General features: G+C 45.6%; 14 protein-coding genes and 1 pseudogene. 5 read left to right on the top strand and 10 right to left on the bottom strand.

Annotation, left to right across the window (positions count from 1 at the left end; all coding sequences use genetic code 11):
- Positions 1 to 224: 224 nt before the first annotated feature.
- Positions 225 to 3500, bottom strand: coding sequence for a response regulator (locus IQ270_RS14105; protein WP_193973818.1), 3276 nt, complete (start codon positions 3498 to 3500; stop codon positions 225 to 227).
- A 115-nt stretch (positions 3501 to 3615) separates the two neighbouring features.
- Positions 3616 to 4674 (bottom strand): aliphatic sulfonate ABC transporter substrate-binding protein, encoded by a 1059-nt coding sequence (locus IQ270_RS14100; RefSeq protein ID WP_193973817.1) that lies wholly within the window; start codon positions 4672 to 4674, stop codon positions 3616 to 3618.
- Between the two features lie 189 nt (positions 4675 to 4863).
- Between IQ270_RS14100 and IQ270_RS14095 the strand changes: the two genes are divergently transcribed.
- Entirely contained in the window at positions 4864 to 5163 is a 300-nt protein-coding gene (locus IQ270_RS14095; RefSeq protein ID WP_193973816.1) for a hypothetical protein, read from the top strand.
- A 208-nt stretch (positions 5164 to 5371) separates the two neighbouring features.
- Here IQ270_RS14095 and atpC read toward each other — a convergent pair whose 3' ends face one another.
- The 3 genes from atpC to IQ270_RS14080 form a co-directional block, all read right to left on the bottom strand.
- The gene (gene atpC, locus IQ270_RS14090; protein ID WP_193973815.1) at positions 5372 to 5779 is read right to left on the bottom strand and encodes an ATP synthase F1 subunit epsilon; all 408 of its coding nucleotides are present in this window, start codon (positions 5777 to 5779) and stop codon (positions 5372 to 5374) included.
- A gap of 191 nt (positions 5780 to 5970) precedes the next feature.
- A complete protein-coding gene (gene atpD, locus IQ270_RS14085) occupies positions 5971 to 7428 on the bottom strand; it encodes a F0F1 ATP synthase subunit beta (RefSeq protein WP_193973814.1) in 1458 nt (485 codons plus the stop codon).
- Positions 7429 to 7553: 125 nt separating this feature from the next.
- On the bottom strand, positions 7554 to 8354 hold the full coding sequence (locus tag IQ270_RS14080) for a PEP-CTERM sorting domain-containing protein (RefSeq protein ID WP_193973813.1): 801 nt from the start codon (positions 8352 to 8354) through the stop codon (positions 7554 to 7556).
- A gap of 410 nt (positions 8355 to 8764) precedes the next feature.
- Here IQ270_RS14080 and IQ270_RS31045 point away from each other — a divergent pair, with 410 nt between their 5' ends.
- Positions 8765 to 8938: a hypothetical protein gene (locus IQ270_RS31045; RefSeq protein ID WP_228056353.1), complete on the top strand. Its 174-nt coding sequence runs from the start codon at positions 8765 to 8767 to the stop codon at positions 8936 to 8938.
- Between the two features lie 404 nt (positions 8939 to 9342).
- Here the strand turns inward: IQ270_RS31045 and thiL are convergent, their stop codons facing one another.
- The 3 genes from thiL to IQ270_RS14065 all read right to left on the bottom strand — a co-directional run bounded on the left by thiL (position 9343) and on the right by IQ270_RS14065 (position 12367).
- The gene (gene thiL, locus IQ270_RS14075) at positions 9343 to 10338 is read right to left on the bottom strand and encodes a thiamine-phosphate kinase (RefSeq protein ID WP_193973812.1); all 996 of its coding nucleotides are present in this window, start codon (positions 10336 to 10338) and stop codon (positions 9343 to 9345) included.
- 356 nt (positions 10339 to 10694) lie between these two features.
- A complete protein-coding gene (locus tag IQ270_RS14070) occupies positions 10695 to 11009 on the bottom strand; it encodes a hypothetical protein (protein WP_193973811.1) in 315 nt (104 codons plus the stop codon).
- A 233-nt stretch (positions 11010 to 11242) separates the two neighbouring features.
- The gene (locus IQ270_RS14065; protein WP_193973810.1) at positions 11243 to 12367 is read right to left on the bottom strand and encodes a peptidylprolyl isomerase; all 1125 of its coding nucleotides are present in this window, start codon (positions 12365 to 12367) and stop codon (positions 11243 to 11245) included.
- 374 nt (positions 12368 to 12741) lie between these two features.
- Between IQ270_RS14065 and efp the strand changes: the two genes are divergently transcribed.
- The 3 genes from efp to IQ270_RS14050 all read left to right on the top strand — a co-directional run bounded on the left by efp (position 12742) and on the right by IQ270_RS14050 (position 14376).
- Positions 12742 to 13299 carry an elongation factor P gene (gene efp, locus IQ270_RS14060; protein WP_193973809.1) on the top strand — a complete coding sequence of 186 codons (558 nt, stop codon included), beginning with the start codon at positions 12742 to 12744 and terminating at the stop codon, positions 13297 to 13299.
- Between the two features lie 199 nt (positions 13300 to 13498).
- A complete protein-coding gene (gene accB / locus IQ270_RS14055) occupies positions 13499 to 14053 on the top strand; it encodes an acetyl-CoA carboxylase biotin carboxyl carrier protein (RefSeq protein ID WP_193973808.1) in 555 nt (184 codons plus the stop codon).
- 62 nt (positions 14054 to 14115) lie between these two features.
- A complete protein-coding gene (locus tag IQ270_RS14050; RefSeq protein ID WP_339384160.1) occupies positions 14116 to 14376 on the top strand; it encodes a metalloregulator ArsR/SmtB family transcription factor in 261 nt (86 codons plus the stop codon).
- 404 nt (positions 14377 to 14780) lie between these two features.
- Here the strand turns inward: IQ270_RS14050 and IQ270_RS14045 are convergent, their stop codons facing one another.
- The gene (locus IQ270_RS14045) at positions 14781 to 15539 is read right to left on the bottom strand and encodes a GerMN domain-containing protein (protein WP_193973807.1); all 759 of its coding nucleotides are present in this window, start codon (positions 15537 to 15539) and stop codon (positions 14781 to 14783) included.
- A 404-nt stretch (positions 15540 to 15943) separates the two neighbouring features.
- Positions 15944 to 16122, bottom strand: a pseudogene (locus tag IQ270_RS14040) (photosystem II q(b) protein); the annotation flags it as partial.

Below are 16122 nucleotides of genomic sequence, written 5' to 3'. Positions count from 1 at the left end.
TGTCAAACCTGAAATTTTTCAGACAAATCGGGTTTGTTTTTCGCAGAAATTTTCGCAATATATGCGAGTTTGAAGTCAAACCAGCGCGATCGACAGCGAATCTCTCAGGAAAAGTCCCAATTTTGGGTTTCCCTGCTTTGGTCTGAATATATTATGACTGAGATTAGGTAAAAAAACCCGATAAACAGATAAAATTTTCTGCCGTCAGGTTGATGTTACTTTTACTACTTGTCATCCAAAGCTTCTATCCCCGACCATCCTTCTGGCACTCCATACATCCGGTTCTTCAGAGAACGCTCGCAGTAGATTGCTGCTAACTTATCTTGAGGATTTGTTTCGCAAATTTTCTTGAATATTTTTTGCGCTTTAGTAAAATTTTGCTCAAAATAAAGCTCCAGACCTTTTTCAAAGGCTGCCGCAGTTTCCTGTTTTAATTCGATGCTTTGTTGTGTTTCTCCATTATAAATTTCAAATACCGACACCGCTAATTTTTTACCTTTTACTGTGACGCGATCGACAAATCGGTACAGATATTGTTCTCGATCGCCCAAACGCTCTAAAATTGATTCAGCAACCAGAATTCCCGACCCGTAAACCTTAGTCAATCCTTCCAAACGAGAAGCGAGATTCACCGCATCAGCAATCACCGTACTTTCCATCCGTTCTTGCTCGCCAATCGTACCCAGCATTAAAGTACCCGCGTGCAAACCGATGCCGATCGCGATCGGTGCGTAATTGCTTCGCTGTCGGTGCTGGTTGTAAACAATCACTTGTTTTTGCATTTCCACCGCCGCCCTAACAGCATCATCTGCAGACTCAGGAAATAGTGCCATAATTGCATCGCCGATATATTTATCAATAAAACCTTGGTGAGCGCGAATAACCGGACTCACTCGGCTGAGATAGCTGTTGATAAACTTAAAATTTTCTTGGGGAGTCATCGCTTCGGAAATAGTCGTAAAAGAGCGAATATCAGAAAATAAAACAGCCATTTCTTTTTGAATTTGATCGCCGAGTTGGACATCAACAATACTTTCGCGTCCCAAAAAACGTAGAAAATCGTGAGGGACAAATTTACCGTAAGCTGCATTGATTTTTGCCAGACGGATGTGAGTTTTAATTCTGGCTAGCAATTCATTTTTGACAAACGGTTTAGTTAAAAAATCATTGGCTCCAGCATTGAAACCTTGCACTAAATCAGATACTTGATTTTTGGCGGTTAGCATCACGATAGGCACTTCGCTAGCCGTGAATTTCTCCCGTATTTTCTCGCAAACTTCGTAACCCGTCATCCGCGGCATCATGATATCTAACAACACTAAATCTGGCTTGTAGCCTGTGTCTAGAAAAGCTAAAGCTTCTTTGCCGCTGCTAGCTTCCGCGAGGGCATAGTTTTCCCGAAGTAAATTGTTAACCAACACCTGAATATTCACAGGTTCGTCATCTACAATCAAGATTTTTTTCTGAGTATTCTCTTGCCGGACTAGTTGAGCGATGGAACTGTTATTATTAAAACTTGTACCCACAGTTTCATTAGTTATTAGGTGGCGCTGGTTGGTTGTCGAAACTAAAGACTGCCGCACGGTTGATGACAACTGATTACGCTCGATACACTGATTTTGAGAGATTGGCAAACTAAAGGTAAACTGCGAACCAATACCTAATTCTGAAAATACGTTAATTGCGCCGCCGTGCAGCTCCACTAACTGCTTTGTAATTGCCAAACCTAAACCGCTTCCTCCGTATTCTCTAGCAGTGGAACCGTCTGCTTGTTCAAAAAATTCAAAAATGCGTTCTAATTTATCTTCAGCAATGCCAATCCCGCTATCGGATACAGTAATTTGCAGTTTAGACCTGATAATTAAAGATTGAAGCTGGCTCCTTACGGAACTTTCTCGGTCACCCAACTCCGGCAAATTCAAACAAATGGTATTTGCAGAAATTTCTACAGTGCCAGTGTCGGTAAATTTAATCGCATTTCCGATTAAGTTATAAAGGATTTGTTGCACCCGATTTTCATCGGCATCCACCAGAGGAATGTCCGCAGTGACTGAATTAATCAACTGCAAGTTTTTTGTACCGATTAGAGGTTGAGAAAGAGTCACCACAATATCGACAATTTCTCGGATGCCGACGGGCTTGATTTGCAGTTCAATGTTTTTGTGTCTCAGCTTCGAGAAATCAAGAATGTCGTTAATCAGATTGGACAGTCTTCTGCCGCTAAATGCAATAATTTCTAGATTGGAAATAGTCGGTTCTGGCAATTGTCCTGTAGCGCCGTCGATTAAAGATTCTGTTAAACCGATAATGCCGTTAAGTGGAGTGCGGAGTTCGTGAGAAGTGTTGGCTAAAAATTCGTCTTTGAGTTTATCGAGCCGCTGCAATTGGGCATTTTGATCTTCTAATTTTGTGAAAGATATTTGCAATTGACTTGCCATGCTGTTGAAAGCATTAGCTAATTTTTCGAGTTCGTTAGATGCCGCAATATTTACCCGAGTTTCCAACATTCCGCTAGTCATTTTAGTAGCTGCGGATGTTATAATTTTCAATGGATTTGCGATCGATCGAGCCAAAGCAACTCCCAAGCCCGCAGCGGCGAGGGCGCTGGCGATTGTAACTGCACCCATGACGGCTACGAGCGATCGCACCGGAGCATAAGCTTCGGCTGTAGGTAGCTCTACAACCACCATCCACTGCACCGGGCGCACGATCGCCCCCGTACCCATTACTTCTTCCCCGCGCCAACCTCGATAAACGATCGGAGATTGCATCCCCGAAGCCAAAGCTAATTTGAATAACTCTCCCACAAACGATCGCCCTCTCAAATCTTGCAGTAAATACGGATTAATCTTGCTTCCTGTTTCCGAAATCAGCACCGATCTGTGGTCGAGAACATAGCTATATCCAGTTTTTCCAACTTGCGATCGGGCAACAATTTGAATCAAAAAATTTAGACTAACTCGGGCAAACAATACTCCAGCAATTTTATTTTTACTGTCGCGGACAGGCACTGCTAAATTAACAACATTAACCTTTGTTTTCATATCGACCTCTACTTGATTTACATAATTTTGACCCTGTTTAATTGTCTGCCAAAATATCGGTGCATCAGCCGAAATACCCGCTAAACTCAAGCTAGATACAGAGAACGGTTCGTAAGGCGAAATCGCCTGTATGATTTGACCTTTACTGTTAAAAATTCCTACGACTTCGTAGGCGCTGTTGCTGTTGACCAATCCTTCGAGAATGCTGCGCTGAGTTTCAGCATTAAATTCTGTTAAGCCGCGCAATTCTGACAAATAATTGAGTTGGCGCTGCAAGTTATCCAGATAAGCACTAATTTGGATCGCAGTAGCTTGCGATCGCTCGAACTGAAGTTGTTTTGTCTGTTCTATCTGTCCCCGAAAGCTGAGGTAAGCTAAGGTACTTCCCGCCATCAATACGCTAGCTACAACAATCGAGACAAAACCGTAACGCAGTTGATTGGCAATTGAGGACATTTGATTTTGCCAGTTAACAGTTTGAATTCACTCTATAGGATACACCTAATTCCATTTTTAAGACTTGCAAAATCGCAACCGTCTAGCGATCGATACCTTCGCCTACATTCTGGTTTTATAAATCTAACTTTTGTTTCCAGATCACATCTTCAATCCAAATGCGATCGGGAAGTAGTCCCAACCGAAAGAAAATTTCAGCAATCCGCTGCTGTTCTTCAACAGCACTGTTTTGAATTGGCAGCAAATCGTAGCTGCGGCTTTTAGTTAATATTCTAGCTGTTGTTTTTTTCATTTCCGTTCCAGCGCTGATAAATTCCGCTGCTTCCTCGGGATTCCTAGTTATCCAAGCAGCCATTTTTCGCGTTTCTGCCATGACTATTCTAACAACATCGGGAAAGTCACTAGCAAAAGAACGACTTGCCAAATAGAAGTTTCTGTCATTCATCAGCCCGTCGCTGTCAGTCAAGAAATGAACAGGCATAGTTTCCTGTAACTGAGCTAGAAACGGCTGCCAAATCGCCCAAGCATCAACCTCGCCTCTCACAAATGCTTCCCGAGCTTTTGTCGGCGGCAAATCTACAAATTCGGCATCTTTTAACTGCAAGCCGCCTTGAGTTAACGCCCGAATCAACAAATAGTGACCTGCGGTTTTCTGAGTTGCTGCTATTTTCTTGCCTTTGAGATCCGCCAGAGTCCGAATAGGAGAATCTTGAGGAACTACGATTCCAATGCTTCCAGGTAAAGCTGAATCATTAGCAATATAAACAAAAGGTACGCCGTTTGATTGGGCAAAAATTGGCGGCACAAATCCTGCATAACCCAGATCGATTTTTGCTTTGCCTATTGCTGCTAAAATTGGCGGCCCTGCGACAAATTCCGTCCATTCTACAGACCACCCCATTTTTGTTAAACGGGTTTCCAAAGAGCCTTTAGCTTTGAGATAAAACAGCGCTCCGAAACCCTGATGGCCGATTCTGACAACTTTTGTTAAATTAGACGGTGCATTTTTGGTTTTTGCTGTATAGTTATTTACGATTTGGGATTTGCAACTTGCCGCAGCTAAAATCAAGCAAAAAACTAGCAGAAATAGCAGTAAATTTTTCCAACCAAACCAGTTTTTAATAAGATTTTGACTTAAATATAATATTTTAAATTTAGTCTTTATTTGGGTCATAAAATATGGTTCAAATAGTTGAGTAGGATTAAAAAAATTAAGATTATTTTTATACAGTTGATATTTTGTCGGCTTACTTCCGGCTGTTAAAAAGGGTAGAATTAAAAATAAAATTTTGGCGGTCTGTGCCTGAAATTAGCCACAAAATTAAGCTATATTATAGCTAATTTGTGTAAAGTGATAGGTGCTATGGCTGACTCTAGGGATCGCCGCTTGGAACAGTACACGGTAAAAAGACCTGATGAAGTTTTAATCGTCAAGGCCGAAATTGAGGGCGAATTCGACGAAATTGCTATTTTTAAAGGCTTTTCTAGCTCGCTGGTACGATCGACCGCTTTCGATCCAGAAGTGCCAGTTTTGCCGTCGGGAGCAAAAATTGTTAGTGTCGATCGACTAGAGAGTCCCTACAATCCAAATAACCCCCGCTATCTTCAGCAGGGGTTATCTTGGGAAACAATGCAATCACTATTGTCCGAGGCTGGAGTTTAGCTCTGACCGTAGGGACAAAACATTGTTCATTAGTGTCAACTTAAGTCTAAAACCCTTAACAAATCTCGTTGCTCCCTGAGTCTAGATCCCCCTTAAAAAGGGGGACTTTGATCCATTTCCTGTCCCCCCCTTGTTAAGGGGGGTTAGGGGGGATCTAGACTTAGATACAAACCAGAGATACAAAAGCACCGTGTCCTACCCGCGATCGCTAAAGCGTGCCGCCCGCAGCTTGGAAACGAGCTCGCGCGCGTTTGATTGCTTGCTTAGCTTGAATTTGCTCTTGCAAAGTGCCACTAGCCGACTTTTCCAAACGAGCTTCTGCTTCGGTGTAAGCCTTGCGAGCATCTTCTTTGTCGATCGTTTCGCCTTTCTCGGCGCCGTTGACAAGAATAGTAACTTGGTTTTCTTGGATTTCTGCAAAGCCGCCCATCAGAGCAATAGCCACCCATTCCTTACCAGGACGGACGCGCATCACTCCGGTATCCAAAGCAGTCAACATCGGAGCATGACCGCTCAAGATACCCAATTGGCCTGTGGTACTCGGCAAAATTACTTCTTCAGCATTAGAATCCCAAACAGTTTTGTCTGGGGCCACTACGCGCACAGTTAATGTCATAAATTGTCAGTTGTCAGTTGGCAGTTGGCAGTTGGCAGTTGTCAGTTGTCAGTTGTCAGTTATCAGTTGGTAGGGGCGGTGCCCCCGTGCGGGCCCTCTTAGTTGTCAGTTGCCAGTTGTCAGTTGTTACCAATAACAAATAACCAATAACAAATAACAAATAACTACTGACTACTGACTACTGACTAAAATTACTTCGCCTCAGCCTTCATTTTTTCAGCTTTGGCGATCGCCTCATTGATATCGCCAACCAAATAGAAAGCTTGTTCTGGTAACTCATCAAGTTCGCCACCCAAAATCATTTGGAAGCCCTTAATCGTATCAGCCAGCTTGACGTACTTACCGGGAGCACCAGTAAACACTTCTGCCACAAAGAACGGTTGAGACAAGAACCGTTCAATTTTGCGAGCGCGAGAAACGGTCAAGCGGTCATCTTCCGACAGCTCGTCCAAACCCAAAATCGCAATAATATCTTGCAATTCCTTGTAACGCTGCAGAGTAGACTGCACCTGACGCGCCACACCGTAGTGTTCTTCGCCGACCACACTAACTTGCAACATTGTAGAGGTAGAATCCAGCGGGTCAACAGCCGGATAAATACCCTTGGCAGCCAAACCGCGAGACAACACAGTTGTAGCGTCCAAGTGAGCAAAAGTCGTAGCCGGAGCCGGGTCAGTCAAGTCATCCGCAGGTACGTAGACAGCTTGAACCGAAGTAATGGAACCTTCAGTAGTCGAAGTAATCCGTTCTTGCAAGTCGCCCATGTCTGTACCGAGAGTCGGCTGATATCCCACAGCCGAAGGCATCCGACCCAACAAAGCCGATACCTCAGAGCCCGCTTGCACGAACCGGAAGATATTGTCAATAAATAGGAGAACGTCCTGCTTGCTGACATCGCGGAAGTATTCGGCCATTGCCAGAGCCGACAGGCCGACGCGCATCCGAGCACCCGGTGGCTCGTTCATTTGACCGTATACTAGGGCAATTTTCGACTTGCTGCGGTCTTCTTCGTTAATAACCCCCGACTCGATCATTTCTTTGTAGAGGTCATTACCTTCGCGGGTGCGCTCGCCCACACCGCCGAACACGGACACGCCGCCGTGAGCTTTGGCGATGTTGTTCACGAGTTCCATCATAATCACGGTTTTGCCGACACCTGCGCCACCGAACAAACCGATTTTGCCGCCGCGGCGGTAGGGGGCCAGCAGGTCGATCACCTTGATCCCGGTTTCAAACACCGAAGGCTTGGTTTCCAGTTCCGTGAACGCCGGCGGTTGGCGGTGGATGGGCATACTTTCGGAAGTATTGACCGGGCCGAGGTTGTCTACGGGTTGACCGATGACGTTAAAAATCCGGCCGAGAGTTGGGATTCCGACGGGAACTTGGATCGCTTCTCCGGTGTCTACGACTTCCATACCGCGAACCAAGCCGTCAGTGGTGCTCATGGAAACTGCACGCACTTGGCTGTCTCCTAGCAGTTGCTGAACTTCACAGGTAACAGCTACGTCTTGACCTGCTTCGTTTTTGCCGGAAATCGTCAGAGCGTTATAAATTTGGGGCAGTTTGCCGCCTGGGAATTTTACGTCTACAACTGGCCCGATGATTTGGGTGATGTAGCCTACGTTCGTTTTTTCTGCGGTGGATACCATGAATAGTGCCTTTGTTAGGATGCTATTTTTCCGATATTGGAAAAACTCTTAACATTTAGAAATGCTATTCCTCAGAGTACCACTGAACCGACTCACTATTTAGATTTGTACGGGCTAGTTAAAAGTCATTTTTCTGGCTGCTGCTGCCGCTTTTTTTTTCGGCGAGCGGCGGCCAAAGCTCCGAGCCCCAGCATAGTGCCGAACACCGTAACTGGTTCGGGGGCTAACTCTGCCGATACGGTGAAGTCTTGGAAGTCAGCGTCGTTTGCTCCTCCGGCATCGTCGAAGGAGACTTTTGTGCCCCTCGCCAGTTGGGGCATTGCGAGCGATGAATATTGCTCTGGGCCTTTACCGCCGTTCATGTTGGCAAATGAGTCGTTGGAGTTGTAGTCGATCCCAAAGTCGCCAAATATGACTTGCTGACAGCCCGTCAGCACGCAGTCATCTCTACTAAACTGGGTGTTGGCCGCAAACCATTCGGGACTGTTCATTAAGGTGGTGCTGGAGACGTACTGCTCGAATTGTTTGCCGCTGCCGGTGTCGCTCCACAGCAGCAGGGTATAAATTTGACCCTGCAAAAATTTGAAGGTTTGCGTCATGGAGCCATTGTCGGAGGCGACGGTTTTGCCGAAGCTTCCCTTCCATTCATCGGCGTAGCCTTTGTCTGATGGTTGGAACTCGTAAAACAGTCTGGCGATGTTGGTGTAGCCAGTGTTTCCTGACTGAGCTTGGGCTACCCACAAGCTGGATTGGTAACTCCCGTGAGATTGGTCGAATGTAAAGTTTATACTTGTATCTTCATCGAATTGGATGCCCTTGGTACCAAACATGAAAGCTTGGACGGGCGCGCAGATGCTCAGCAAGATTGTGGTTGCCAAGGTGGCGATTGTAAAAGATGTTTTTTTGACTAGCGTTAAGGTAGTCATAACCCTGATTCCTCCAATATTTTTAGGTAGTAAGACGGCAAACGCAATTTTTCCGGTGACTGGAATAGACGATCGCCTCTTGTGCGATATTTAGGACGATCGTCATAGCTGCAAAAGAGATTTTACAGTAGTTACTCTAGAGACGCATATCACTTAGGTGTGTGATCGCAGTAAATCAGTGCTTGTTGTTCTGAGGGTTTTCACTGACACTCGATGTGCCGCAATTTAATCTCTAACAGCAAAGTTTTAATTTTGTCTCTGTTTCTAACCTACTACATCTATTTTTGTCGGCAAGGGTCTCAAACTGACTGCAATACCTGCAAATATTAGCTTTCATCAAAAATACATAAAATTTTTTACAGAATGTTATATGAAGTTTTGGTAAAGTTAATCAAAAGAATATAAAGTTTTTGATAAAAATTTCGGCTGTTGGGCCGTTGCGGCTCAAAGCTGGTTGCAAGCCTCGCGGGCGTGCAGCAGACGGCAGCGGGGACTTTGATGAGGGATTTGAGCTAGTTTTTTATTACTCTGGGCAAGCGGCGGTCACAGGCGATCGGTACAGCTCTCTTGAGTATATGGTATAAAATAGATTGAGTAATACATATTTAGAGTGATGAACTTTCATTTAGACTATGTATTAGACTTACCTGGAGTCTAGGTGGAAATTTGCACTCAAATTGAAGGACAAATTTACTTGCGAATGAGTGTTGTAGTGTCGGTAATAGTTAGTCATCAGTGTAATAATTATAGCCTTGAGACGAAATTAAAGAATTAAAGATATTTTTGCTCGGATCTATTGGGGTAAAAAAACAACTGTTGGGAGTCAGCTAAGCGAGGGAGTATTGGTGAGATAAGTACGATCGAATAAAAAGCAAGTCCGGTAACTGTTGTTCGTGACATTGAACAAGGTAATTTGATTGAAATGATTGACTCTCACCGTCAAGTCGATCTAGTGAAAATCCTTATTTTATATAGAAGATGGTGTAATTCAGAAATGTTGAAATCCTCGATCGAGCTTTAAGCTAGAATCAGGATAAATACCGCTGCTATCAGTCAACCAGATATCGGTGCTCTCGGTAGCAATTCCCACAATCGCGGCTGCGTTTCCTATTTTTTCTACCAATAACTTAGCACGGTCGATCGGCAAAAACAGCACTAACTCGAAATCTTCACCGCCGTACAATGCCCAATCCAGAGCCTTTTCGGCTGAGAGTATTTTGCTGAAAATAGGGGGAATCGGTAGTTTTGTACGATCGACATTTGCACCAACACCGCTAGCCCGACAAACTTGAATAATCGCATCAGCTAAACCGTCGCTGCTATCCATTCCGGCGATGGAAAATTCACCCGCAGCATCTAAAATTTCCCAAACAATCGGCAAAACATCCAGTCGCGGTTGAGGGCGCTGGTGAGCGAGAATTAAGCAAGCCCGATCGACTTCTGTAAGATTTTGCCCGAATTCTGGATTTAACAACAATTCTAATCCCGCGCGGGAGGCTCCGTGCACGCCAGTCGCCACAATCGCCCAATTCGATCGCGCTTTAGACCTGCTAATGGTACGATCGAACTCAACCTCTCCGAAAGCAGTAATCGCCACTGTCACCACGGGCGATCGCACCACATCCCCACCAGCGATCGGCGTATGATACGCTTGCAAACAAGCCGTCATCCCCCGATAAAACTCTTCCACCCAAACCACAGCCGTATCCGCCGCCACAGCCAGGGCTACCGTCACCGCTAGAGGTCTTGCTCCCATCGCCGCGAGATCCGACAAATTTGCCGTTGCGGCGCGCCAGCCTGCATAATAAGGGCCTGTGGTGCGATCGCTAAAATGCACTCCATCCACCAGCATATCTGTAGTGATAGCGAGAGATTGGTTGGGATTTGTAGCCATGACAGCACAATCATCTCCGACTATTTCTGCAGGACAGAATTTTTGCAATATTTTTAAAAGACCTTGTTCTCCAATATCTTTAACTTTCATAATTTGAAATTAGTCGATAGAATTTTCACGCTTTAAATAAATCCACTTAATTAAACATAAAATATGACTCCCACTCAAGCTTACTGTGTGTATCTCTTCTGACTTCACGGCGCTAGATAACTAAACCTTTCTTTCTTCTTCCGACGGACATCGGACTGATGACGTTGTACGGAAAGCTCGGCGGGGACAGCAAAACATGACGTTGGACTTATTCCTGATGAAGTTGTACGGAAAGCAGTTGCCAGTTGCCAGTTGTCAGTTGGTAGTTGCAAGTTGCCAGTTGTCAGTTGCCAGTTGTTACAAATAACAAATAACAAATAACAAACAACAAATAACTACTGACTAATGACTTCTTCTTACCATTCTTTAGCCGAACTTGGCGGCAAGTGCAACCTCGGAAATCGATAAAAAGTATCCCCTTCATCATCCACCTCTAAAATCGCCGAAAAAATTTTAACTTGCCGGTTTAAATACTCCTGAGCAACTTCAGCCTCTACCCTAGCGCTTGCCGCCAACTGAATCAGCGACATCTGACTGTTTTGACTTTCTAACAAATGATAAAAAGCCTCATCCAACTGTCGCTTTTGCTTGCTTTCATTCAGATTGTTCACCATCAACAATCCTGCGAATCCACCGAAACCAATTACCAATAAAAATTCTAAAATTGCCATGATAACGATTGAATTGCGAGATTGAGTAACGAATTTAAGTAGATATGAATAATCACAGCATTTCAACTTCTACTTATTAGATTAACTCTGCGGGTATGCCTCCCCAGGCTTTGTTTGACAAGCAGCGATTGCCATCGCCGTCTTGTTTATTTGTTCTTAATTCTTCAGGCCCGCGGAGGCGGGCTTTGTTTGACAAACAGCGATTTTAAGCGCCATTTTTGTTTGGGTGCAGATCAAACTTGAGGTAAAACCAAATTTTCCTTACCTTTAATCACCTTAGCAGATACAATCTTGTCTCCCTGCTTCAGTTGATCCAAAACCTCTTTTCCTTCAGTCACGTAACCAAAAACAGCATACCGACCGTCCAAAAGATTCAAACCAGCCGGTGTCAGTTCAGGTTCAAACAAGAAAAAGAAAAATTGAGAAGAACCGCTGTCAGGATCGGCTTCGGCCCTAGCCATCGCCACAGTACCGAAAGCTGAAAAAGGCAAAACAGGCTCGTCGCGATAGCGCCCCGCATCTTCTAGAGTAATCCCGTAAACAGGTTCTTTTTCGTCCCTGACGAGGACTTCTAGCGGAACACTCCGGTATTGACCAGTAGCTGGGTCAATAAAACCCACTTCCTTGCCTTCGGGGTCTCCCGTTTGCAAAACATAGGATTCTTCCGATCGAATAAACGGCAAACCGTCATAAAAACCTCGATCGACCAAATCCACAAAATTACCAGCAGTCACCGGCGCGCTGTAACCGTCAACCACAACAGTAATTTTCCCCTTTTGAGTTTCTACAGCCACAGTAGCGCGCCCTTTGAGTTGAGGCAGATTAGCATACTTGGCCGGCACTTCAAACGGAAACTCGGTCACCATCAACTCTTCGATTTCGCCTACCGAACCGAGGATTTTGGCTTTCAAGTCAATCACTTTTTCCCTATCTTTAGCCTCAACAGCCTTTTCCAGTTGGGCAACTCCCTCCTTGACTCGCGCCACCAGCGTCTCAGCTTCCGGCTGTTTCGCCTCGGGAATACTGCCTAAAATATCAGACTCCCGCAGGTTGAGAATCCTCGAAGCTTTGCTGACATCGCTGCTAATGGGCCCCCAACGTTTAGAACGGATGTGGTTGCCAATGTCTTCCAGACTCATTTGCAACTCTCGCACAGTCTTGTTGTCAATCGGTAAAGCGAAGCGCAGCAGCGCCCTGGCGTCGGTAATCGCATTCCCCGCAGGCATACTGCTGCTGGGGCGTTTGGCATGGGAGACTGGAGTGAAACTCAGGGAGAGTACCAACAGCAGGAGTGCTAAAGCGACGGTTTTGACCCAGCGCTTGCACGTGTCGATCGAGAAATTCTGCAAATGCAACATAACTTTAACTTTTATTGCCTCTCTTATCTTCCCACAGCGCTGCCCGCCTTCTATCCCTTACACCCGTCCACAAACTTCGTTCCTCAGAGAGCTTTTTAGCATTCGGCACAGCACTTGCTCCCTTTCAACGGTAAAATAAAATGCCAATTGCTTTTTGATGCCGTCAGCTAGACTGCGGCTTTAAGCTGACCCCGCTCAAAAACGGATACAATCCCCAGACTCCTGTCGTGGAGAGATCGAAATTTTAGACTAAGGTTCCTGCTCCCAGATTCACGGCGCTGCAAGTAAATCTAAAATCTAAAATCTAAAATCTAAAATCGACTGACTGTAGTTCCCCCGTGCCCCCGGCGACGGGATTGCCCGCAAAAATTTATATGATTTCCAGTAACGACTTTCGGACAGGTGTTTCAATTGAATGGAATAACGGCGTGTGGCGGGTTATCGAATTCCTCCACGTCAAGCCAGGAAAAGGCTCAGCTTTTGTGCGGACAAAATTAAAAAATGTCCAAACCGGAAACGTAGTAGAACAAACCTTCCGGGCTGGCGAGACTATGCCTCAAGCCAATCTCGAAAAAAGCTCGATGCAGCATACCTATAAAGAAGGCGACCAGTTTGTCTTTATGGATATGGAAACTTACGAGGAAAGCCGCCTCAGTGCTAAGGAAATAGGCGATCGTGTCAAATATCTCACAGAAGGCATGGAAGTCAGCATCCTTCGCTGGAACGACCAAATCATGGAAGTGGAACTGCCCAATGCTGTCGTCTTGGAAGTAACACAAACCGATCCCGGAGTCAAAGGAGATACTGCCACCGGTGGCAGCAAACCAGCCATCCTCTCCACCGGAGCTCAGATTATGGTGCCTCTATTTATTTCCATTGGAGAACGGATTCGGATCGATACTCGTGAAGACAAGTACCTCGGCCGAGAGTAGAAACTAGGGAGAAAAAGAGGGTTTTGAGTTATTAATTTTGAGTTGTGAGTTAAAGAATTAAAAATTCAATACTTATCAATCAAAGCTTACAAAAGACCTCTTTGCTCCCAAACTCAGCTTCTAGTCGCACCTTTTTTCCATTGGCAATTCCCAATTCCCAATTTCCAATTCCCAATTCTCAATTACCATTGAATCTGCTGTGCAATTAGACTTAAACCAGCTTTGCGAACTGCTAACTGTTTTAGACAAAACTGGCATTTCGGAACTGACGTTAAAAAGTGGGGAGCTTGAACTGACAGTACGCAAAGGCATTCTAGCCAGCGAACCAGGCACCGTAGCAGCGCTCCCTGCTGCTGCTGCGACAATCGCTCCGATCTTGGGTGCTATTGCTAGCCCCGCTGCCACGTTACCGGATGCTGCTGGCGAAAATTTAGGAGGGGAAGTGGCCGAGGCCCCAGCGGCCCCCCATCCTGGTGTTTCTGCTGCGGTTTCTGCTCCAGTCGATACCAAATGGGTGTCAATTATCTCGCCGATGGTAGGAACCTTTTATCGCGCTGCTGCTCCCGATGAGCCACCTTTTGTCAGTGTGGGCGATCGCATCAAGGTCAGCCAGACAGTCTGTATTATCGAAGCGATGAAGCTGATGAACGAAATTGATGCTGATGAAGTGTCGGGTCAGGTGATGGAAATTTTAGTGCAAAATGGCGAACCTGTCGAATACGGTCAAGTTTTGATGCGAATTAATCCGGATTGAAGGATTACTTTATTGTTATCGAATAAATCCTCATATTTCCCGAGTGATTCTCTCCGGTGAGTTTGATAAAGTCATCCCAGCCTGTCCTGCAAGAGGTGGTGCAAAAAGTTGCTGAATATTTCAGTATTTTGAGCGAACCAATGCGTTTAGGAATTTTGAACTTGCATCGCGACGGCGAAAAATGCGTGCAAGAGTTTGTGGAAGCTACTCAAAGGAATCAAGCCAATGTTTCTCGGCACATCAAACTCATGCTGCAAGCTGGTATCCTCGCTCGCCGGAGTGCAGGGACTTCAGCTTACGATAATCGGGTGCAGGACGAGTGAATTTTCGAGCTGTGCAATATGGTGTACGCTCGGCTGGCCACCCGCATCGAACAGCAAGCCCTGCACCTTATGACATTTAGCCTGACTGCCGAACACTAAAAATTAGTTATTAGTACCCAGTTTCCAGTCCCCAGTCCCCAGCCATCAGCACTGGACTCAAAAAAAATATTATTCCGACGATCGAGTCAGCGATATCATCAGTTATCAGTTATCAGTTAAGCTGTTGCGGCATTTAAATTGAATGTCAAAAAAAATCCCCTTCTTGTGGGGTGGGCATCCTGCCCGCCCTGAACATACAATTTAAATGTCCGACAGCTTATCAGTTATTCAGTTATCAGTTATCAATCCCTACTTTTTGCATTTAGACTAATGACTAATGACTGATAACTAATTACTCATAATTCCTAAAGGGGAAAATTTTTGTCAAAACTTTGCCTGGTACTCGGCTGGTCCACCTCCAAACCTTCGCCACCCAAAAGCTCTAAAGGCTTGCCTTCCACCGAAATCCAAACCTTGGTATTCGGTTTTAAGCTCGTAGCCGTATAGATAACTTGCCCTAACCGGCTAGTCATCGAAGTGCTGCCTCCGCCCGAAGTAAATTCGCCCGACAAATCCACATGAACTCCGTCATTTTTGACACTCAAACTCCGGAGTTTTGTCCCCTTGGGAATTTCGCTAGAAACAGTTGCATCCTTGGGCCCAGCCAACAAACTGTTAAAAGCAGCTTGTAAAGCTGCATCAGGCTTTTCAGCTTGTCTGGCAGCTACTTTCGTCGGAACGGCCTCAAATTTGCCGCTCGCCCCTTTAACCCAGTAGACTTGAACTGTCTCGGCAGCTTGCTGCAAAGGCTGTGGCAAAGGCTGTGGCAAAGGCTGTGGCAGAGCCTGCTGTGGCACAGATTCCGGCGTCTGAGCCGGCGTTGTCTGAGTCGGCGGCACCCGGATAGGATTTGGAGGGGGTACGGGAATAATTACAGCAGGTGATTCCGCAGGAGTTGGGGACAGAGGCGGAGCGGTAGTCGGAGCAGAAGACTGTGTGTCTGCTGGGTTTGGCGAACGGTTCGCCACCCACAAGGCAATGCCCCCTCCCGCCATTAAAGCGAACCCGCAAACACCGGCAATGACTGCTGTGGGGACGCGGCGTACTTCTTGTCCATCTTTCATAATACAAATCATCCTTAGAGATAGAGCGCTTGGGACGGTGAGGAGCGACTCCCGATCAGCTACATTTGTCTATGGTTAGATTCTGGAATTGACACAATTGCATTGCTGGTAGCGAAGACTCTACGGCAAGTCCAACATATTTTGAATCCGAATATTGGAATCCTAGACCATTATATGAGATTTTGCGGGTGGAGTATGTCACAGTATCTCGATCGGCCTTGTCGCTATATTCTCTGGTCATCATAAAAAAATTCCAGCATGAAATAAAGTTCGGCAACCCGCGCGCGAGCGGGATTGAAGGAATTTAACGGATAGAAGGAAGAATGAGGTGGATAAAATCTTTTTCCCCAAACAAAAAGCGCCCCTATTTCTAGGAGCGCTGTTTGTTAATCAATTGCTAAAACTTAGCCGTTGATAGAAGGAGCAACCATTGCAACTGGAGTTGTTTCACCCGCTGCCAAATCGAGCGGGAAGTTGTGAGCGTTGCGCTCGTGCATTACTTCCATACCCAAGTTAGCGCGGTTGATCACGTCAGCCCAGGTATTGATTGCACGACCTTGAGAGTCGATAATCGATTGGTTGA

This window comes from Microcoleus sp. LEGE 07076 (assembly GCF_015207455.1).
Classification (GTDB): Bacteria; Cyanobacteriota; Cyanobacteriia; order Cyanobacteriales; family Microcoleaceae; genus Microcoleus.
The sequence above is the reverse complement of the archived record's forward strand: the minus strand, read 5'-3'. Positions and strand labels throughout refer to the sequence as shown.

Bases quoted from the DNA above. Each gene is read 5' to 3' on its own strand.
- IQ270_RS14105 (WP_193973818.1), bottom strand. From the start codon at position 3,500: ATGTCCTCAATTGCCAATCAACTGCGTTACGGTTTTGTCTCGATTGTT.
- IQ270_RS14100 (WP_193973817.1), bottom strand. From the start codon at position 4,674: ATGACCCAAATAAAGACTAAATTTAAAATATTATATTTAAGTCAAAAT.
- IQ270_RS14095 (WP_193973816.1), top strand. From the start codon at position 4,864: ATGGCTGACTCTAGGGATCGCCGCTTGGAACAGTACACGGTAAAAAGA.
- atpC (WP_193973815.1), bottom strand. From the start codon at position 5,779: ATGACATTAACTGTGCGCGTAGTGGCCCCAGACAAAACTGTTTGGGAT.
- atpD (WP_193973814.1), bottom strand. From the start codon at position 7,428: ATGGTATCCACCGCAGAAAAAACGAACGTAGGCTACATCACCCAAATC.
- IQ270_RS14080 (WP_193973813.1), bottom strand. From the start codon at position 8,354: ATGACTACCTTAACGCTAGTCAAAAAAACATCTTTTACAATCGCCACC.
- thiL (WP_193973812.1), bottom strand. From the start codon at position 10,338: ATGAAAGTTAAAGATATTGGAGAACAAGGTCTTTTAAAAATATTGCAA.
- IQ270_RS14070 (WP_193973811.1), bottom strand. From the start codon at position 11,009: ATGGCAATTTTAGAATTTTTATTGGTAATTGGTTTCGGTGGATTCGCA.
- IQ270_RS14065 (WP_193973810.1), bottom strand. From the start codon at position 12,367: ATGTTGCATTTGCAGAATTTCTCGATCGACACGTGCAAGCGCTGGGTC.
- efp (WP_193973809.1), top strand. From the start codon at position 12,742: ATGATTTCCAGTAACGACTTTCGGACAGGTGTTTCAATTGAATGGAAT.
- IQ270_RS14045 (WP_193973807.1), bottom strand. From the start codon at position 15,539: ATGAAAGATGGACAAGAAGTACGCCGCGTCCCCACAGCAGTCATTGCC.